Raw genomic sequence first — 18,612 nt, 5'->3', positions numbered from 1 at the left:
ATAATCCCAGGTACTCCATCATTATTCATCGCCCAACAGCTCAATAAAGTGAGTCAATATCTTCGCAGTCAGTCCCCAGATAACTCTACCTTCGTATTTATAAAAAATTTCCTCAATATGATGTGTCTGCCAGTTGTAGTTTTCCCCACCAATAATCAAATCAAATGGGAAATCAGCTTCAGGGATGACCTTGAAATTAACTTTATACTTTTCAGGAGTAGTTTTAAGGAAAAAAGATAGTGGTACAGTAAAAACCTCTTCCACCTCGGATTCATTCGGGACAATTTGTTCATAATCAGTGATTCTTCCGACAAATGGGTAAATGATTCTGCCTAAATCAGATGCCATAAAATCGAGGGGAATTACATCCTTAATGGCTGCTGCATTAATCCCAAGTTCTTCTGTAGTTTCCCGAATTGCCGCATGCTTCGGGCCCAGGTCCTCTTTATCTATTCTTCCACCTGGAAAACAAATATCTCCTGGTTGGCTGCGCATTTTTATTGATCTGACTTCGAACAAAATATGCAGTTCATCGTCTTTTTCTATAAGTGGCAGCAGTACTGCAGATTTGCGAAATTGTTCATGTCCAAGTATAGATGGCTTTCGATCCTTTAATTTTGTGATAATATTTGATAAATTCATTTGCGTTACCTCCATAGTAAAAACATATGCAAGTTATTATATATCTATTATACAAGTTCCTATTTATGGAAAACCAATAATTGAATCGTTGGTGGGAGTAGCCCAAATCCAAATACATGACATTTGTCATACTCTATCATTGACATTTATGACTTATAAATAAGATGATTTTTCCCTATTATATAGTTAGAAGATATTGTTCGCCGTAATAAACAGCGATAATCCAGTGTAGGAGGCAAATTATGAGTAGACAAAAACAAGCACAATTAAAAAAGAGTGTTTCCACTTTTGCTAATGCAGATATGAGAGCTAGTATCATACAGTTAATCAACACAATAATTCCGTTTTTCTTGCTTTGGTTTCTTGCATATCAAAGTATAGCTATTTCAATTTGGCTAAGTATTGCACTATCGATTGTAGCAGCAGGATTTGTTGTTCGCATCTTTATTATTTTCCATGACTGTACACATGGTTCTTTTTTCAAAAATAATAAAGCAAATAAGATAGTTGGAACGATTACAGGAATCATCACCCATTTTGCCTTTGCGAAATGGAAAAGGGATCATGCAATTCATCATGCGACAAGCAGTAATTTAGATAAACGCGGTACTGGTGATGTCTGGGTCATGACAGTTGAAGAATATGCTGCTGCATCCTTTTGGGGCAGATTAGCTTACCGGCTTTATCGTACTCCAATTGTTATGTTTGGACTCGGCCCCATCTATCTTTTCATAATATCTAACCGTTTTAACAGAAAAGGTGCCAAACGAAAAGAACGGATGAATACGTATTTGATCAATGCTTCTCTTGTTGGCATATATGCGTTATTGATATGGGCAATTGGTTGGCAGGCGCTTCTGATCGTACAGCTTCCTATTCTTTTTATTGCAGGCTCACTGGGGATTTGGTTGTTCTATGTACAGCATCAATTTGAAGATTCCTACTTTGAAAATGAAGAGGAGTGGGATTTCGTAAAAGCTGCTGTCGATGGAAGCTCTTATTATAAGCTACCAAAAATCATGCAATGGATGACAGGCAGTATTGGCTTCCACCATGTGCATCATTTAAGCCCAAGAGTACCGAACTATAATTTGGAAAAAGCACATGAATCCACACCACCATTACAGAAAGCAACAACAATAACATTGGCTTCGAGTTTAAAGTCGATTCGCTTCCGTTTGTTTGATGAGGCAAGCAAGTCATTTGTTACTTTTAAAGAAGTGAAAGAGCTTTTGAGAAAAAGAAAGCTTAATGTACAACTTACTCCAGGAAGGTCAAGCTTTCAGGAAAAATAATATAAATTAACAAAGACCCTCCAATATTGCATTGGGGGGTCCTATTTTTGCTATACTTGTATAAGAGAGTGTTTCATAATAAACATCCGTAGAAGAAAGCCCCATTTATCAGGTGGCAGTTTTACTGCTGGTCAGCATATAATCAGACAACAAAGGAGGGACAACTATGCAAAATTGGTTTCATATATTTCCAAGAAACACAGGGCTTAGTTTATATGCCTGGATTATTTTTTGTCTTCTTCCTTTTTATTTTATATTTAGATCCATTTCATTAATGGAAATTATTTTTGGAATTGTAATGATTATTTTATTTTTCACTACATATCGGTTGTCATTCATTAAAAAAGGCTGGACTGTTTATGTGTCAGTTGGTATACAAATAGCAATAAACGTTGGCATGACATTGTTTTATGGCTATGTTTATTTTTCCCTTTTCTTAGCATTTTTTATTGGGAACATTCAAAATAGAATTGGGTTTATTACGTTATATATTGTACATCTTGTCACAACTGTTGGTGCAGTTAGTGTTGGATTTTTCACCCAAAGCCAAATCTTTTTTACACAGTATCCATTTATTATTCTTAGTGTTATTGGCGTCATTCTTCTGCCGTTTAATATGTACAACAGAAATAAAAGGGAAAAACTGGAGAATCAATTAGAAAACGCAAACAAAAAGATTTCACAGTTGATGGTTTTTGAAGAACGTCAGCGGATTGCTCGGGATTTACATGATACATTGGGGCAAAAGCTTTCCTTAATTGGATTGAAAAGTGATTTGGCCGGAAAATTAATTGATGTAAAACCTGATTCAGCAAAAAATGAGCTAACAGATATAAATCAAACGGCGAGAACTGCTTTAAAAGAAGTACGTGAGCTGGTTTCAGATATGAAAGGGACTAAACTGAAAGATGAGATGTTACGTATTAGGCAAATGTTGAAAGCTGCCGAAATTGATTTTTATTTGGAAGGAAACCCTGAACTCATCAATACACCATTATTAGTCGAAAATGTATTGAGTATGTGTTTGAAGGAAGCTATTAATAATCTTGTTAAGCATAGTCAAGCAACTTCTTGTCATGTGAAAATACAGCAGTCAACGGACGAATGGCTTATAGAAGTACAGGATAATGGCATTGGTATACCTGAAAAAGTAGATTATTTAGAAGAGCATGGACTTCAGGGGATGCGTGAGCGTTTGGAATTTGTAAACGGAACCTTAACAATCAAATCATCCAATGGAACAACACTCACGATTCAAATACCTCATGTTATTCAGCAAACGTACAAGGGGGAATTGTCATGATTCGAATTGTAATTGCCGAAGATCAGCGCATGCTGCTTGGTGCTCTGGGATCTTTACTTGATTTGGAAGAAGATATGGAAGTTGTTGGCAAAGCGAGAAATGGAGAGGAAGCACTAACGCTTGTGAGGCAACACCAGCCTGATATTTGTATTATGGATATTGAAATGCCATTAAAAAGCGGGCTCGATGTTGCAGAAGAATTAGAAGATGACCAATGTAAAGTAATCGTTTTAACCACCTTCGCTCGAGCGGGCTATTTTGAACGGGCACGGAAATCGAAGGTCAGTGGCTATTTGTTAAAGGATAGCCCAAGTGAAGACTTGGCGAATTCAATTCGAACCATTATGAATGGCAGAAAAGTTTATGCCCCTGAACTGGTTGATTTGGCATTTGAAAATGAAAATCCACTTACAGAACGTGAAGAGCAGGTACTCCAACTAATTGCTGAAGGAAAAACGACAAAGCAAATTGCAAATGAACTTTATATTACGAATGGAACTGTTCGCAATTACGTTTCGGTAATCCTTGATAAGCTCGATGTAAGCAACCGGATTGAGGCTATTTCCCGGTTTAAGGAGCAGGGCTGGTTTAAGTGAGTGATAACTGAATGAATAAAAATGGGCGTATTACCAAAAACTAACCCCTAATCTTATTTAAGAAAGGGGCAGTAAAAATGGTTAATAAAGAAAAGGAATTTAATAATATGTTTAAAGAAAATGAAAATAGTGGAGAGCAGCGGAATGGACGCAAAAGCCAGTTTAAAAATCATAATTCAAAGCTTGGTGAAGCACCGAATGAGTATGTAAGTAAAAAGGATGAGTAGCCAATTCACCTTTGGTATAAGAGTCTAATTTCGTAGTGTATACGAGTTAGACTCTATTTTTATATCCATTTGTTGGTTTCCACAGAAAAGACTATTAAATTTATTCATTTATTTTCTCCAATTGGAAATACTATAGGGAGAAATACATATCACAACAGGAAGGATGTAAACAAAATGAACAAGGTTTTATTAATAGTATTTGCAATGGGGCTTTCCCTAGGTTTTTCCTGGCAGGCTTCCACCGTATCAGTATCAGCAGACACTGATTTTGAAGTATGGGAATCTGAGGAGGTGCATGGAAAAAAAGGCGGATATTATAAAAGTGAGGCATTATTAAAGCTGAAAGCAGAGGAACTCGGAATTGAAACGGAAGGAAAAGATGCGAAAACTTTAGCCAAAGAAGTCGCTGAAGCAAAGGTGCAACAGGCTGCAGAAGAACTGGGAATTGAGTTAGAGGGTAAGGATTTTGAGGAACTTGCAAAGGAAGTGCATCATCAAAAGGTGATGAAAAAAGCAACTGAACTCGGAATCGAAACAGATGGGAAAGACCCTAAAATGTTAGCCAAAGAAGTTCATGAAACTATGGTGAAACAAAAGGCAGAGGAATTAGGTATTCCCGTAGAAGATAAGGATATCAAAAAGCTTAAAAGGGAAGTTATGGAAACATACATCAAAAATGAAGCAGATATGTTAGGGATTGATACGGAAGGAAAAGGACCTGGTGAAATAACGAAGGAGATACATGAACAAAAGATTTATCAATCTGCAGTAACATTGGGAATCGATACGAAAGATAAAAATGCAGAACAGCTTTTGGATGAAATTATTGCTGAACATGCAGACGAAGCGAAGGAGCTTAAAATATTTCCATTTGAAGATAGGCATCATTAATAGTAAAGGCTGTCCTAATTATGTTTAGGATAGCCTTTGTATTTATTATTAATGACGTTTATTCAGCCACAGTACGCCAGATTTTGCGAGTCTTGGCAGGTATCCCGTAACCGCTCTTTCCATCATGTTGCCAAAGCCATCTGATTTACCAAGGGAGCCAAGTGTTCCTTTTAACTTTATTTCCTTAGGTCTCTTCGGTGTTCTTTCTTTTAAAACAGCCAGTAATACATCGGCAACTAGTTCTCCCTGTTGTCCAGCAAGCTGGGCACTTGGGGAATGGACGGATGAAGCACAGTCACCTACTACATAGACATTTGGGTGTGAGGGTACCTGGAAAAAGTCATTGACGATGATTTTTTCCTGTGTATCTTTTTCAAATGGTAACTCTCTGGCCAGAAAATTTGGCCTTACGCCTGCAGTCCAGATCGTGACATCATTAACAAAGCAAAGACCATTATTACATACGCCATCCTTCTCCACATATTCCACATTCGAGTTATGCAGAACATCGACATCATTTTTTATAAACCATTCATGTACATGTTCCTGAATCTTGGAATCAAATGCTTTTAATACAGAAGTACCTCTATCCAGTATTCTTATGTTCAGGTCAGATCTGCTTTCCCTAATCTCTGAAGCCACTTCGATTCCGCTCAGTCCGGCACCAACAATCGTTACTTTTCCATAGGCCTTCAAATTACCGACAGCTAATCCGGTATGCCTTGCCTTTGAAAAAGTTTGTACACTTTCTGTAAATTCCTCGGCTCCTTCTACATCATGATAATTGTCTTCACAGCCGAGTCCAATCACCATGTAATCGTATGGAACGTGATCAGTTTTTCCTTTTATTAAAATTTCCTGTTTTGTTGTGTCAATTTTTGTGATTTCACCATATTCATAGTGAACTCGTTTATCGTCCGGAAAATCCATACGTACATCTCTTTCTGCAACTGTTCCTGCCGCAATTGTAAAAAATTCGGTCTTTACCGAATGATATGGATTTCGATCAATAATTGTAATATGTACATCTTCCGGCAGATGATGTTCTAATAAGCCCAATACAGTTTTTAGCCCACCGTAGCCCCCGCCTAAAACGACTAATCTTTTCATGAAACTACCCCATCTCTTAATGATCTTTCTATATATGCGCTTACATACAACCCCTCACCCTAAAGAGTACCAAAAAAAAGTACCTTTCTCCAGCCGAATAATAAAATTTCACCAAATGGGGCAAGTTCCTGCTTATTTTGAGTCGAAAGAAGTCTTTTCGAGTGCTATACTAAACAAAAAAGGAGGAATGTGTGATGATTGGGAAAATTGTAAATGCAATCCAGGATGAATATGCAGATGATTACGCATGGTGTTATGGTTGTGGAAGATTAAATGAGGAAGGGCTTCATTTGCGCACAGGATGGGAGGGCGATAAAACAGTAACCGTTTATACACCTCGCCAGGAGCATACGGCAATCCCTGGGTTTGTGTATGGCGGATTAATCGGATCATTGGTGGATTGTCATGGGACAGGGTCTGCATCGCTTGCACTTCATCGTAAAAAGGGGCATGAGCCAGGCGAAGGCGTTGTGGAGCCACCTCGATTTGTAACTGCATCATTAACTGTCAATTTTATGAAACCAACTCCTCACGGTGTTCCGTTAAAAGCAGTAGGAACGATTGAAGAAATTCATCCAAAGAAATGGAAAGTACACACAGAAGTATTTGCAGGTGATGAGCTCTGTGCAAAAGGAGAAGTTGTTGCTGCAGTCATGCCGGATACATTTATGCAGAAATAAGTAATCACACTCCACAGAAAAAAACCTGGCGAAGCATAATCTCCGCCAGGCTTTATCTATATTACTTTACGTTCGGTGCTTCTTTCATTCTTCCTGTTACATTATCCTCTGTTATATGAACCTGACAGGTTTTGCCATCATTATTAACAAACTTAAATATCCCATTATTAAAGTCTGTTCCGATTTCTTTATAGAAAATACCTTCATAGAGGTTGTTTTTTGATCTCGCAAAGCTGAGTCGATATTCATCCTCATTCTTCTGCAGGAAGCCCCGTACACCCTTTTCATAGGATGTATCTTCAACACTTTTAAGTGTCCGGTCAATAGCAACAAGATGAATATCAATAAACGTCATGGCACGTAAAAGAACATTGACAAAAGAACCCTTGGTTATTTCTTCCCATCTGTTTTGCGGGCTTTGTCCGACAACTACCTGTGTAATATTATGGTTATGTGCTACTTCTGCAATCGCTCTGACTGATGACTTTTTCTCATTGTCACGCAAAATAAATTCGTCTACATCCAATTCATCGCATAGTTCCTTCCAACGTTCGATATATCCGGATTTCTCTGCATCAAATTCATCAAATGGCAGTGGATCTACAGTTAATACATACATAGGGCAATCAAGCATGTTAGCTAACTTGTGTCCGCGTCTTATTAAACGTTCTCCGTTAGGACCATAATAGACACATACAAGAATGCTTTCATCCATGCGGCCTTTTACCTTCTTCATGACGGTAATCACCTCTTCAATTTATCATATTATATGTTGCTTTTATGTTGATTTTCAAAACTAAATAAGTTTAACATAAGGGGGTATCTTATACAAGGTATCTTAAAAAGATTTATTCCTAAAGACGGTTTTCACATAGATTATTGTTATCACCCCTAATCAATGTAAATGCTATGTAAAATGATTGATGATGATATCATCAACCGCTACAGAAAAACACTACGCTTTCCGCGGGCGGCTGGTGAGCCTCCTCGTGCTACGCACTCGGGGGTCTCACCGAGGCCTTTCCTCCCGCAGGAGTCTTCGTGTTTTTCCTCCGCTAGTATAGTACTTTTAACTTCATTAAAGTGATTTATCAATTGGGTGGTTCAACCATCACTTTCCACTTTTATAATAGTTGAATGGAGCGTAGGGCAGTCGACTCCTGCGGGAAAAGCACGTGTCTGAAGACCCCGCAGCGGCGGTCTTCCGCGAGGAGGCTGAAGCCGTGCCCGCGGAAAGCGACTGCCCGGAGCGGAATTCAACAGAGCAGTTACGTCGCAGTTTACGAAGGTTAAAAAGCAACAAGGTTTACGAAAAGAGCCTACTTTGAAATAAACTTCTATTTATTTACCTATAGCATAAGCGAAATATATGAATAATACCAGGCTTAAACGTGAATTTAAAAGCCTTTTATTAAAAACTACCTATATACATTATATGTGCAGTGTATAGTTGTTTCGTGTATAATTAATTGTGGTAAATTAATTTAGTTCCCTGTACTTGTTACTATTCGTAATGTAACGAGTATAGTTCTGCAGTAAGTCAAGTAATTCTACTTTTTTTGAACCACTATATAGCACAAATGATGCAGGATACTTTCTCCATATTGCATGAAAAAGTGAAATACCTCACTATCAATTCCTTTTGGTACATTATTAAGCCATATACAGTTATTAAAATGAACAAATAAAGAATCGCGGAGTGTAACCAATAGGTCAGGTTACCCGCTTTTATTTAATATGCTGTATGTGCATTTTTATTATAAAAAGGGGATTATATGACTGAAGCGCAGTTTTTCTATTGATTGCCTGAACTTGATCGTTTGCGAATTGGAGGTTTGACTTTGTTAACAGTAAATATTGCAATCATTATCCCTTTTTTAGCTGCCATTTTTATTCCGTTTATAAATAAAAAATATCCAAATATACATATAGGCTGGTTTGCGCTATTTGTACCTGCAACTTTATTTGTTACCCTCGCACGTTATATCCCTACTATAGCTGGTGGAAAGACGTATGTCTATACGATTAATTGGATTCCATCTTATGGTATAAATTTTACGACATACCTTGATGGGCTTAGTATGATATTTGCCCTGCTGATCACAGGTATCGGCAGCCTTGTTGTTATTTATTCTATTTATTATTTATCCTCAAAAGAGTCGTTGAGTCATTTCTATGTTTATTTGCTGTTATTTATGGGAGCAATGCTTGGTGTAGTATTCTCGGATAATATCATGGTTCTATATGTATTTTGGGAATTAACCAGTATTTCATCCTTTCTGTTAATCGCTTTTTGGTATCATCGGAAAAAGTCGAGACAAGGTGCTAAGAAGTCATTACTTATTACTATAAGTGGTGGATTCGGGATGCTAATCGGTTTTATCATGCTTTCCGGTATTGCGGATACATTAAGTATTCGAGAGATAGTCTTAACAATTGGGGATAATACAGATCACCCATTATTTTTACCTGCGATGCTTTTAATTCTTCTTGGTGCATTTACAAAATCTGCCCAATTTCCGTTTCATATCTGGCTACCTGATGCGATGGAGGCACCTACGCCTGTCAGTGCTTATTTGCATTCTGCCACAATGGTTAAGGCAGGTATTTATTTAGTTGCGCGCTTTACCCCTGTTTTTGGAGGAGAACAAACTTGGTTCTGGCTTGTCTCAGGTGTAGGGCTGTTAACCTTGTTTTGGGGCTCCTTTAATGCTATTAGGCAAACAGATCTTAAAGCACTGCTTGCCTATTCCACGGTAAGTCAGCTGGGTATGATTATGAGTATGTTCGGAATGGGTTCTGCGGCACTTCATTTTGGTTATTCCACAGAGTCTGTCGTCTATACACAGGCAACATTTGCTGCGCTTTTCCATCTTATTAACCATTCCACGTTTAAAGGGGCACTCTTCATGGTTGTAGGAATTGTCGACCATGAAGTAGGTACACGTGATCTTCGGAGACTGGGTGGTTTGATAACAATCATGCCAGCTACTTTTACAATTGCTTTAATTGGTAGCTTTTCCATGGCTGGATTACCTCCTTTTAACGGGTTCTTGAGTAAGGAGATGTTTTTTACTGCCGCATTAAATATTAGTCAACTCGATATTTTTGCATTAGACACATGGGGAACTCTTCTTCCGGTTATAGCCTGGATAGGTAGTGTTTTTACTTTTGTTTATTCCATGATCATCGTTTTTCAAACATTTTTCGGTCCCTATCAGAAAGAAAAGCTGGATCTCCCGGCACATGGGGCTTCTAGGGGCATGTTAGTTTCTCCTATAATTCTCGCTGTATTTGTAGTAGGGATCTTCTTCTTCCCTAATCTGGTAGGAAAATATTTAATTAACCCAGCGATGACAACGATATTTCCAAGGCTGGCTGTTGAAGGAGATTTGGGGCAGACCATTACTATCTGGCATGGATTCCAGCCGGAATTGTACATGACAATTGGTGTAATAGCCGTAGGTACTTTTTTATATATTTTTCGTAACTATTGGAAAGGAATTTACAGCTTATTTCCTGAAAAGTGGACGTTCAATGAGCTGTATTACTTTTCTCTTACACAATTGGAAGATGGTTCTGCAGCGGTGACAAAATCCTATATGACTGGATTTCTGCGTGATTACTTATTGTATATTTATCTCTTCTTTATTGTGGCAATTGGTGGGATACTCTTCTATACTGGGGCGTTTTCCTTTGATTTAACCGGGGACGAGCCTGTCACCATGTTTGAGTGGTCTATTATTATTGTAATGATTATTGCAGGAATCACGATTCTTTTCGCAAAATCAAGATTGACTGCTGTTTTACTGAATGGTGTGCTTGGTTATTCCATTGCTGTGTTATTTGTTATATTTCGTGCGCCGGATTTGGCACTTACCCAGATTATTGTAGAAACAGTGACAACAGTGTTATTTCTGGTTTGTTATTATTACATGCCGGAATGGAAAAAAGAGAATAAACCTACACGAACAAAAAGGATCAATTTAATCATATCAATCGCTGTCGGTATTGTTTTTGTCCTTGTTGCACTTTCTGTTCAGAGTGGAAAACTGTTTGAATCGATTTCCGGTTATTTTGAAAATGCCTATGAACTTGCCGGTGGTAAAAATATAGTGAATGCCATTTTAGGCGATTTTCGTGCATTTGATACGATGCTTGAAGTTGTTGTACTCCTTATAGCCGGTATTGGTGTTTATACATTAATCAAACTGAAGGCTGGAAAGGAGGACGAGAACATTGAAGATCAATAATGTTATTCTGCAGGCAGTTACAAAAATTGCTGTATTTATTATATTGACATTGGCCGTGTATTTGTTTTTGTCAGGACATAATAGCCCCGGTGGCGGATTTATCGGTGGACTCGTCCTGGCAACAGCCTTTGTTCTGCTCTTCATTGTTTTTGATATAGAAACAGTTCAAAAAGCAATTCCATTTGATTTTAAAAGGGTTGCAGCATTGGGGGCTTTCCTTGCTGTTGGAACAGGGTTTGGTTCCCTTCTATTTGGTGAGCCATTTCTGAGCCAGTCATTTGGTTATTTCGATCTTCCTATTTTCGGGAAGACGGAACTTGCTACGGTTACTATTTTTGAAGCAGGTGTGGCGCTTGTTGTAGTAGGTGTAGTAGTGACGATCATTTTAAGTATTAGTGAGGATGTGTAATCTATGGAAACGTTAATAACCATCCTGTCAGGTGTTTTAGTATCTGTTGCTACTTATTTACTTCTATCCAGAAGTTTAATAAGAGTTGTTTTAGGGTCGGCAATTCTTTCCCATGCGGCCCATTTGCTGATTATGACAATGGGTGGATTAAAGCGTGGAAGTGCTCCGATTTTAGGAGAAGAGACAGAAAGCTATACAGATGCACTTCCTCAGGCACTTATTTTAACATCAATTGTTATCAGTTTTGCTGTTACAGCTTTATTCCTTGTATTGGCATTTCGTACGTACAGGGAAACAGGCACAGATAATCTTTATGCACTGAGAGGTTTTAAAGATGAATAATATTCTTGTATTACCAATGGTTATCCCTGTTCTGGCTGGTATTTTGCTTATTTTCCTGCGTCCATATATTAAGACGCAGCGGTGGATAAGTCTTGGTGTAATGATAGCGAATATAGGTATAAGCATTTATATTTTAAATCGAATTCAGTCAGAAGGTATATTGCGGCTTGATTTCGGTGGATGGGAGCCGCCATTTGGAATTTTGTTTGTGGCAGATTCCTTCTCCGCCATTCTTGTTCTGACTACAAGTATCGTAACTGCCGTTTGTTTGCTTTATTCTTTTTCTTCCATTGGAAAAGCGCATGAAAATATGTTTTTCTATTCATTTGTGAATTTCCTTGTAGCAGGTGTGAATGGTTCTTTTCTAACAGGGGATTTATTTAATCTTTATGTTTGTTTTGAAATCATGTTACTGGCATCCTATGTACTTATTGCGCTTGGTGGAAAAAAGATTCAATTAAAAGAGTCGGTGAAATATGTTGCGATTAATGTACTTTCTTCATGGTTCTTCCTTATAGGGATTGCCTATTTATATGGTACTGTAGGTACATTGAATATGGCGCATTTATCTGAACGTATAGCTGAATCCGGGCAGACACCGATACTCACGGTTATCAGTATTTTATTTCTGGTTGTTTTTAGTTTGAAGTCAGGTCTACTGCTTTATTATTGGCTTCCAGGCTCTTATAGTGCGCCGCCAACAGCAGTTGCAGCTTTATTTGGAGCGCTGTTGACAAAGGTTGGCATCTACGCAATGTTTCGTGTCTTTACACTTATCTTCTATCATGAACCAGGCATTACACATACGATTATCGGTGTGCTGGCCGGTTTAACATTAATCGGAGGAAGCATTGGAGCCATTGCTTATAAAGACTTACGTCAGATCGTTTCCTATAATGTTGTTATAGCAGTTGGATTCATTCTCGTGGGGCTTGCTGTATTAACACCTGAGGCGATCGAAGGATCTATTTATTATTTGATGCATGATATGCTTGTTAAAGGATTGTTGTTTTTAATTGCAGGTACCATGATTACATTAACCGGTATGACCAATATAGATTATATGAGTGGGCTGATTCGAAATTATCCGTTTCTCGGCTGGATGTTTTTTATTGTGATGCTGTCACTTACAGGCATTCCACCTTTTAGTGGATTTATTGGAAAAGTACTGGTTGGACAAGGTACAGTCGATGCCGGTGCATATATTCTGCTTGCACTTGCTTTTCTGTCCAGTATATTCGTATTGTATTCATTATTACGTGTTTTCCTAAACTGCTTCTGGGGTGAAACAATTATTAGTGAGGAAGATGAAATTCCAATGAAAAAAGGATGGTTGATACCATGTGTGCTGCTTACATTGGCGACAATTGGACTGGGATTAGGTGCTGAATCGGTAGCTATCTATGTCAGTGATGCAGCAAACACGTTGTTAAATCCTAATATTTATATTGATGCAGTATTACATGATTGATTCCAAACAATGGAGGGGGTGAATGTAGATGCCAGCCCAATTTTTAATAAACTTATTTATTGCTTTCCTATGGATGCTTTTTAATGATGAAAATGAATTAAAATTTACAACATTTTTCACGGGTTACATTGTAGGTGCTGTGATTGTATTTTTAATGCATCGTTTCTTCGGTGAGCGCTTTTATTTAATGCGGTTCTACGCATTAATTAAATTAATCTTCATTTTTAATTCTGAGCTCTTGCAGGCTGGGGTTATTGTTTTAAAGCAAATACTCAGTCCGAAAATCAATTTTAAACCAGGTATTTTTAAATATGAAACAGTTCTAAGAGGGGAATGGGAAGTTCCGGCACTTGCATTACTTTTGACGTTAACACCGGGATCTGTCGTGATGGAAGTAACCCCTGAGGGTAATGTATTCTACATTCATGCAATGGACGTGGAACAGTCGAAGGAAACACTGCTTAGGTCCCTGGCTAAATTCGAAAAGGCTATTATGGAGGTGACACGTTAATGATTGAAATAATGCTGATGACTTCTATTGCGTTGTTTGGTGTGGCCATAGCGATTGCGCTTTTTCGTATTGTCTTCGGTCCCAGTCTGCCGGATCGTGTTATCGCACTTGATATGATAGGTGTTAATCTTGTTTCAGGAATAGCTATTATATCCGTAATGCTCCGTACAAAAGCATTTCTTGAAGTTATTCTTATTTTGGCGGTTTTAACGTTTATTAGTACGATTGCCTTCTCAAAATATATCGAGAGGGGTGTTATCATTGAACGAAAGAGAGATTCTTGAGTTTATTGCAGTATTATTAATATTGTTAGGGAGTATTCTAAGCGTGATTAGTGCCTATGGAATTGTTCGCTTTCCTGATGTATATACCCGTTCACATGCAGCAACAAAAAGCTCGACTTTATCTGTGTTACTGACACTTTCAGGAGCGTTTTTTTACTTCTGGATAAGTGAATCATTTTTTAGTGTGCGTATTTTATTAGGAATTTTATTTGTGTTTATAACAGCTCCTGTTGCCGGTCACCTTATCATTCGGGCTGCTTACCGATCCAAAGTAAAGCTATCTGAAATCACGATTGAAGATGAACTGCATGAAGTTTTGCATGAAGAAGATAAGGAATTCATTCATAAAGATGTTTTGGAGAAAGAAGACAGGGAGAAAATACTCCGCAATGAAGATAAGCAGAAGTAAAGAGGCTTCTCGGGGGAGAGAAGCCTCTTTACTTAAGTATTTATCTTTAAACTAATCTCCTAATCCGGTCATCTATATCCGGATGTGTTGAAAAGATACTTGATTTCTTTTTACCATTTATTTTTAATGTGGAAATAGAAGTTTGCTCATTCCCGCGGGTACGATTTGAATATGCTTTTAGCATTTCCAGAGCATGTTTCATTTTATCCTTACCAGCTAGATCCGCTCCACCCCGGTCTGCATGAAATTCACGATGCCTAGAATATGCAAAGACTACCAGACTTCCTAAAATCGAGAATACAATTTGGAATACAATGATTGCAAGGAAATGAACAATTGGCGCCATTTCTTCTTTTACAAAGCGAGAAGCTATAAATGCTGCAATACGAGCAAGGAAAACGACAAATGTATTTACAACACCTTGCAGAAGAGTCATAGTTACCATATCGCCATTTGCCACGTGGGCAATCTCGTGGGCAATAACGCCTTCAATTGAGTCATCATCCATTTCATTTAATAATCCCGATGAAACAGCGACTAAGGAACGCTTTTTGGTAGGTCCAGTTGCAAAAGCATTTACTTCCGGAGAATCGTAAATACCAACCTCTGGCATGTGCGCTAGACCAGCAGCTCTTGAAAGGCGATGTACTTTTTCAACAACTTCTCTTTCATAGGAAGACATTGAATCATCCGGGTTGATGACGCGTACATTCATCATTTTCTTTGCCATCCAGCGTGACATGCCTAATGAAATAAATGCCCCAGTGAAACCGATAATGGCACTAAAAATTAAAAGCGTACCAAAAGCTATAGTACCATCTGAATTAATATAATTCATTCCACCTGGTATTAGCGAGAAAATTATACTAATAGTTACTAAAACTAAAACGTTCGTCAATAGAAAATAGAATATTCGCTTTCCCACATTCTCACCCTTTTATATTTATAATATAATGTGAATATTTCACATATACACATTATATAACGCGAATCTAATGTTTACAATAGATTCACGATGGAAAAATAATGTATACTGGATTTTACGCAGGAATTTTAGGAGGCAACGCATGTTACTTGAATATGCATTAGTTTTTATCGGAGCTGCGATACCCTGGATGGAAATTGCCTTAGTTATTCCGGTGGGGATAGTATGGGGACTTTCTCCGTTTTTGGTTATGCTGCTGGCGTTTGTTGGTAATTTAATTACAGTCGTTCCTTTAATTATCGGGTTTGAAAAAGTGAAAAGCTGGTTTGCCAAACGTCGAAGGAAAAAAGAAAAGCAACCTTCCAAACGAACAGATCGAGGAAAGAAAATCTGGAACAAATATGGACTTCCTGGTCTTGCACTTCTTGGACCAATTTTGACAGGTACCCATATTGCTGCATTTATCGGCATGTCATTAGGAGCCAAAAAACAGTGGGTTATGCTTTGGATGACTGTTAGCATTGGGCTATGGACCATTATCATTGGTGTAGCCACTGTAATGGGACTGGATATTTTTGTGCAAAAATAAAAAGGTACCTTCCACTCGCCTGAAGAAGGTACCTGATCTTATTTAAATTCATCTTTTAATCTGCTGTTTAATGCATGGTTGATTCCGATCGTTTGATCTACTTCCATTACAAATGCTATTCCTTTTCCAGCAGTTTTTAAGTTAGCATCTTCCTCAATGGCACTAAGAACATTTTTAGTTTTGTCTTTGTTGATCAGTGTCAGAACAACTTCTTTTTCAGGTTCAATTAAAATGTTGAACAGCTTTGCTTGTTCGTGAATACCAGTTCCGCGCCCGTTTAATATGGTGCCGCCTTCTGCACCGGCATTTCTTGTGGCATCCACCACTTTTTCGGAATCACCTTTATTTACAATAGTAACGATCAGGTCATACATGACTTTTTCTTCCATTTTGAGATCCACATCCTCTTCATCGGTCTCTTCATCTTCATCATCCAGCCCTAATAAATGATGGATTCCGGTAACCTTCCTCGTATCTATAACAAAACCAATACCTTGTCTGGGTCGGTCTAATTTTACAGAATGGATGATGGCATTCATTACTTCAGGATAAATGTCATCCGGAACAAGTGTTAAGATAACTTCTCTTTCTCGTTCCAATGGGATCCCCAGAAATCTGCTCTTTTCATTCAGTCTGATTCCTCTTCCGAAAAAAGTGGTGCCGCCACGTGCACCGGCCTCTTTAGAAGCTTTCACAACTTTTTTTGCTTTTTCCTTTTTAACGATCGTGACTATTAATTTTTGTCCCAGCTTTGTTCCTGGCATCTTGACCCTTCTCCTTCCTACTGTATAAAATACCGAGTGTTAATACAGATAATATGGGAGCTAATGCTACGAGTGCAACCATACCAAATCCGTCAAGAAGCGGATCACGCCCTTCTGTTACGGAGGCAATTCCAACAAACAATGCCAGAAGGAATGTAGCAGTCATTGGCCCTGTTGCCACCCCGCCTGAATCAAAAGCGATGGATGTAAATGTTTTCGATGAATATTTTACCATGATTAGAGCTATTATATAACCCGGTAAGATGAAATACCAGAGGGAAAATCCATAAATTATCCGAACCATGGAAAGTGCGATGGAAATTCCGACTCCAATTGATAGTGTATACAATAATATCTTTTGCGGAATGTAGCCACCTGAAACCTTTTCCACCTGATGGATCAAGACACTTACAGCTGGTTCAGCATAAATAGCGAAAAAGCCAAGAATAAAGCCAATCGGCAACAAAATCCATTTATAAGAAATGGTACCCAGACTTTGCCCCATTAGCTCACCTATCGGAAGAAAGCCTATGTGTACACCTTGAAGGAAAAAAGATAAGCCTAAAAAGGTCAGTAAAAATCCTACACCAATATCTTTCAACTTTTTGGCAGGTAATTTTAAGAAGATGAATTGGAAAAATAAAAACAGGATAAATAATGGTAATAATGCAATGGCAACTTCTAAAATAATTGCTCCAAAGCCTTCAAATATTTGTATGCTCATCCGTAAATCACCCCTAAAATAAGCACAGATAAAATAGGTCCAATAGAAGCAAGTGCAACAAGACCAAAGCTGTCACTTGAAGCTGATTTCCCCCTTAAAACAGTGGCTACACCCAGTCCTAAAGCCAATATAAACGGTACTGTCAATGGGCCTGTCGTAACGCCACCTGAATCAAAGGAAATTGGAACATAGCTTGCCGGAGTAAACGCTGCCAATAAAAAAATAATTCCGTAACCGATTGCCAATATATATACAATACTAAAATTGAATATGATCCGAATCATAGCCAGTGCAACAAAAGTACCAACACCTAGCGCAACTGCCAAAATTAAAATGCTCTTTGGAATAGCACCACCGGATACTTGATCAACCTGTGTGGAAAGTACTCGGACATCAGGCTCTGCTACAGTTACAACAATTCCTAATAAAAAGCCGAAAAATATAATAAGCCAAAGTTTATTTGTTTTGGATAATGCAGATCCAATCATCTCCCCAACGGGCAGTAACCCAACATTAACACCTAATAAGAAAAGTATCAGACCAACTCCTACCATGAGGACCCCTATTAAAAATTGTATAAATGTTTCAATTGGCAACCCAATTATCGTAAACTGCAAAACCGTAATAACGATTGTAATAGGTAAAATTGAATAAATGACCTCGAGTACAGTCTCTTTTATGTTATCCATCTAAAACCTCCTTTACTTTTGATAACGTAATAAAAAATGAGTAGCTTCAACTATAAGTATATGAATTATTTTGTCGAACTTAAGTAGATTAAGAAAAAAGTTTACTAGATAGGGCGATGAAATGTTTTCTATTAGGGGGTTCAGGAACAGACTTATACATAAATTATATCACTATATTTAAATATTCTAAAATATATTGAAGCTTTGTTGTTAAAAAATTTACTTTAAATGACCCTGTAATAACCAAAAAGGAGCGTTTACAAACCCAGAATAATTTTATCAAAACAAGGTAAAATTAATAGATATAGGTTTGTTGTAAAACATATGAACAATGAAAATCACAGCCGGAACTGGCTGAATACATCACGAAATTTTTTGCGTTGATTAGGTTTAAGCGTGCAATCGCTAAATATGTATCACGGATTTAAAATCACGGAAGAAACAGACCGCTAATTGTTTGATCTCCCTGGATCTAGGGAAAATCAACCGGGAGTTTAA

At 37.9% G+C, this 18,612-nt stretch carries 21 protein-coding genes; 14 read left to right on the top strand and 7 right to left on the bottom strand.

All coding sequences use genetic code 11. From position 1 onward, the window contains the following. Positions 1-21 precede the first annotated feature (21 nt). Complete coding sequence (locus CIL05_RS02700; protein ID WP_095653955.1) at positions 22-642, bottom strand: NUDIX hydrolase; 621 nt, start codon at positions 640-642, stop codon at positions 22-24. A 242-nt stretch (positions 643-884) separates the two neighbouring features. On the opposite strand from CIL05_RS02700, the gene desA reads away from it, so the two are divergent. The 5 genes from desA to CIL05_RS02680 all read left to right on the top strand — a co-directional run bounded on the left by desA (position 885) and on the right by CIL05_RS02680 (position 4,954). Further along, positions 885-1,937, top strand: coding sequence for a Delta(5) desaturase DesA (gene desA / locus CIL05_RS02695; protein ID WP_095653954.1), 1,053 nt, complete (start codon positions 885-887; stop codon positions 1,935-1,937). A gap of 166 nt (positions 1,938-2,103) precedes the next feature. Next, positions 2,104-3,240 (top strand): sensor histidine kinase, encoded by a 1,137-nt coding sequence (locus tag CIL05_RS02690; protein ID WP_095653953.1) that lies wholly within the window; start codon positions 2,104-2,106, stop codon positions 3,238-3,240. Beyond that, entirely contained in the window at positions 3,237-3,836 is a 600-nt protein-coding gene (locus tag CIL05_RS02685) for a response regulator transcription factor (RefSeq protein WP_095653952.1), read from the top strand. Before CIL05_RS02690 ends, CIL05_RS02685 begins: the two co-directional genes overlap by 4 nt. Before the next feature lie 77 nt (positions 3,837-3,913). Further along, the gene (locus tag CIL05_RS22025; protein WP_165769026.1) at positions 3,914-4,063 is read left to right on the top strand and encodes a hypothetical protein; all 150 of its coding nucleotides are present in this window, start codon (positions 3,914-3,916) and stop codon (positions 4,061-4,063) included. 174 nt (positions 4,064-4,237) lie between these two features. Further along, entirely contained in the window at positions 4,238-4,954 is a 717-nt protein-coding gene (locus CIL05_RS02680) for a hypothetical protein (protein WP_095653951.1), read from the top strand. Positions 4,955-5,002: 48 nt separating this feature from the next. On the opposite strand, the gene CIL05_RS02675 is transcribed toward CIL05_RS02680, so the two are convergent. Then, positions 5,003-6,064, bottom strand: a complete 1,062-nt coding sequence (locus CIL05_RS02675; RefSeq protein WP_095653950.1) for an NAD(P)/FAD-dependent oxidoreductase — start codon at positions 6,062-6,064, stop codon at positions 5,003-5,005. A 194-nt stretch (positions 6,065-6,258) separates the two neighbouring features. Between CIL05_RS02675 and CIL05_RS02670 the strand changes: the two genes are divergently transcribed. Further along, positions 6,259-6,744 carry a PaaI family thioesterase gene (locus tag CIL05_RS02670; RefSeq protein WP_095653949.1) on the top strand — a complete coding sequence of 162 codons (486 nt, stop codon included), beginning with the start codon at positions 6,259-6,261 and terminating at the stop codon, positions 6,742-6,744. Between the two features lie 61 nt (positions 6,745-6,805). Here the strand turns inward: CIL05_RS02670 and CIL05_RS02665 are convergent, their stop codons facing one another. Further along, positions 6,806-7,480 (bottom strand): adenine nucleotide alpha hydrolase family protein, encoded by a 675-nt coding sequence (locus CIL05_RS02665; protein WP_095653948.1) that lies wholly within the window; start codon positions 7,478-7,480, stop codon positions 6,806-6,808. A gap of 1,105 nt (positions 7,481-8,585) precedes the next feature. Here CIL05_RS02665 and CIL05_RS02660 point away from each other — a divergent pair. The 7 genes from CIL05_RS02660 to CIL05_RS02630 are packed head-to-tail and all read left to right on the top strand — an operon-like array spanning position 8,586 to position 14,423. After that, on the top strand, positions 8,586-10,997 hold the full coding sequence (locus tag CIL05_RS02660) for a Na+/H+ antiporter subunit A (protein WP_095653947.1): 2,412 nt from the start codon (positions 8,586-8,588) through the stop codon (positions 10,995-10,997). Further along, complete coding sequence (locus tag CIL05_RS02655) at positions 10,984-11,406, top strand: Na(+)/H(+) antiporter subunit B (protein WP_095653946.1); 423 nt, start codon at positions 10,984-10,986, stop codon at positions 11,404-11,406. The genes CIL05_RS02660 and CIL05_RS02655 overlap by 14 nt, the downstream gene beginning before the upstream one ends. A gap of 3 nt (positions 11,407-11,409) precedes the next feature. Further along, a complete protein-coding gene (locus CIL05_RS02650; protein WP_095653945.1) occupies positions 11,410-11,748 on the top strand; it encodes a Na(+)/H(+) antiporter subunit C in 339 nt (112 codons plus the stop codon). Further along, positions 11,741-13,219 carry a Na+/H+ antiporter subunit D gene (locus CIL05_RS02645; RefSeq protein WP_095653944.1) on the top strand — a complete coding sequence of 493 codons (1,479 nt, stop codon included), beginning with the start codon at positions 11,741-11,743 and terminating at the stop codon, positions 13,217-13,219. Before CIL05_RS02650 ends, CIL05_RS02645 begins: the two co-directional genes overlap by 8 nt. A gap of 28 nt (positions 13,220-13,247) precedes the next feature. Then, the gene (locus CIL05_RS02640) at positions 13,248-13,730 is read left to right on the top strand and encodes a Na+/H+ antiporter subunit E (RefSeq protein ID WP_095653943.1); all 483 of its coding nucleotides are present in this window, start codon (positions 13,248-13,250) and stop codon (positions 13,728-13,730) included. Beyond that, on the top strand, positions 13,730-14,014 hold the full coding sequence (locus CIL05_RS02635) for a Na(+)/H(+) antiporter subunit F1 (protein WP_095653942.1): 285 nt from the start codon (positions 13,730-13,732) through the stop codon (positions 14,012-14,014). The genes CIL05_RS02640 and CIL05_RS02635 overlap by 1 nt, the downstream gene beginning before the upstream one ends. Further along, the gene (locus CIL05_RS02630) at positions 13,992-14,423 is read left to right on the top strand and encodes a Na+/H+ antiporter subunit G (protein WP_095653941.1); all 432 of its coding nucleotides are present in this window, start codon (positions 13,992-13,994) and stop codon (positions 14,421-14,423) included. Before CIL05_RS02635 ends, CIL05_RS02630 begins: the two co-directional genes overlap by 23 nt. A gap of 46 nt (positions 14,424-14,469) precedes the next feature. On the opposite strand, the gene htpX is transcribed toward CIL05_RS02630, so the two are convergent. After that, entirely contained in the window at positions 14,470-15,348 is an 879-nt protein-coding gene (gene htpX, locus CIL05_RS02625; protein ID WP_095653940.1) for a protease HtpX, read from the bottom strand. 142 nt (positions 15,349-15,490) lie between these two features. Here htpX and CIL05_RS02620 point away from each other — a divergent pair, with 142 nt between their 5' ends. After that, positions 15,491-15,937 (top strand): small multi-drug export protein, encoded by a 447-nt coding sequence (locus CIL05_RS02620; protein ID WP_095653939.1) that lies wholly within the window; start codon positions 15,491-15,493, stop codon positions 15,935-15,937. A gap of 38 nt (positions 15,938-15,975) precedes the next feature. On the opposite strand, the gene CIL05_RS02615 is transcribed toward CIL05_RS02620, so the two are convergent. The 3 genes from CIL05_RS02615 to CIL05_RS02605 are packed head-to-tail and all read right to left on the bottom strand — an operon-like array spanning position 15,976 to position 18,114. Further along, on the bottom strand, positions 15,976-16,701 hold the full coding sequence (locus tag CIL05_RS02615) for a P-II family nitrogen regulator (RefSeq protein ID WP_095653938.1): 726 nt from the start codon (positions 16,699-16,701) through the stop codon (positions 15,976-15,978). Next, entirely contained in the window at positions 16,655-17,425 is a 771-nt protein-coding gene (locus CIL05_RS02610; RefSeq protein WP_095653937.1) for a DUF1538 domain-containing protein, read from the bottom strand. The genes CIL05_RS02615 and CIL05_RS02610 overlap by 47 nt, the downstream gene beginning before the upstream one ends. Then, positions 17,422-18,114: a DUF1538 domain-containing protein gene (locus CIL05_RS02605; protein WP_095653936.1), complete on the bottom strand. Its 693-nt coding sequence runs from the start codon at positions 18,112-18,114 to the stop codon at positions 17,422-17,424. Before CIL05_RS02605 ends, CIL05_RS02610 begins: the two co-directional genes overlap by 4 nt. Positions 18,115-18,612: the final 498 nt, after the last annotated feature.

This window comes from Virgibacillus profundi (assembly GCF_002287375.1).
Classification (GTDB): domain Bacteria; phylum Bacillota; class Bacilli; order Bacillales; family Amphibacillaceae; genus Virgibacillus_K; species Virgibacillus_K profundi.
This window is presented reverse-complemented; position numbering and strand designations above follow the sequence as displayed.

Bases quoted from the DNA above. Each gene is read 5' to 3' on its own strand.
- CIL05_RS02610 (WP_095653937.1), bottom strand. From the start codon at position 17,425: ATGAGCATACAAATATTTGAAGGCTTTGGAGCAATTATTTTAGAAGTT.
- CIL05_RS02645 (WP_095653944.1), top strand. From the start codon at position 11,741: ATGAATAATATTCTTGTATTACCAATGGTTATCCCTGTTCTGGCTGGT.
- CIL05_RS02650 (WP_095653945.1), top strand. From the start codon at position 11,410: ATGGAAACGTTAATAACCATCCTGTCAGGTGTTTTAGTATCTGTTGCT.
- desA (WP_095653954.1), top strand. From the start codon at position 885: ATGAGTAGACAAAAACAAGCACAATTAAAAAAGAGTGTTTCCACTTTT.
- CIL05_RS02615 (WP_095653938.1), bottom strand. From the start codon at position 16,701: ATGCCAGGAACAAAGCTGGGACAAAAATTAATAGTCACGATCGTTAAA.
- CIL05_RS02635 (WP_095653942.1), top strand. From the start codon at position 13,730: ATGATTGAAATAATGCTGATGACTTCTATTGCGTTGTTTGGTGTGGCC.
- CIL05_RS02675 (WP_095653950.1), bottom strand. From the start codon at position 6,064: ATGAAAAGATTAGTCGTTTTAGGCGGGGGCTACGGTGGGCTAAAAACT.
- CIL05_RS02640 (WP_095653943.1), top strand. From the start codon at position 13,248: ATGCCAGCCCAATTTTTAATAAACTTATTTATTGCTTTCCTATGGATG.
- CIL05_RS22025 (WP_165769026.1), top strand. From the start codon at position 3,914: ATGGTTAATAAAGAAAAGGAATTTAATAATATGTTTAAAGAAAATGAA.
- CIL05_RS02670 (WP_095653949.1), top strand. From the start codon at position 6,259: ATGATTGGGAAAATTGTAAATGCAATCCAGGATGAATATGCAGATGAT.
- CIL05_RS02690 (WP_095653953.1), top strand. From the start codon at position 2,104: ATGCAAAATTGGTTTCATATATTTCCAAGAAACACAGGGCTTAGTTTA.
- CIL05_RS02620 (WP_095653939.1), top strand. From the start codon at position 15,491: ATGTTACTTGAATATGCATTAGTTTTTATCGGAGCTGCGATACCCTGG.
- CIL05_RS02605 (WP_095653936.1), bottom strand. From the start codon at position 18,114: ATGGATAACATAAAAGAGACTGTACTCGAGGTCATTTATTCAATTTTA.
- CIL05_RS02685 (WP_095653952.1), top strand. From the start codon at position 3,237: ATGATTCGAATTGTAATTGCCGAAGATCAGCGCATGCTGCTTGGTGCT.
- CIL05_RS02700 (WP_095653955.1), bottom strand. From the start codon at position 642: ATGAATTTATCAAATATTATCACAAAATTAAAGGATCGAAAGCCATCT.
- CIL05_RS02680 (WP_095653951.1), top strand. From the start codon at position 4,238: ATGAACAAGGTTTTATTAATAGTATTTGCAATGGGGCTTTCCCTAGGT.
- CIL05_RS02665 (WP_095653948.1), bottom strand. From the start codon at position 7,480: ATGAAGAAGGTAAAAGGCCGCATGGATGAAAGCATTCTTGTATGTGTC.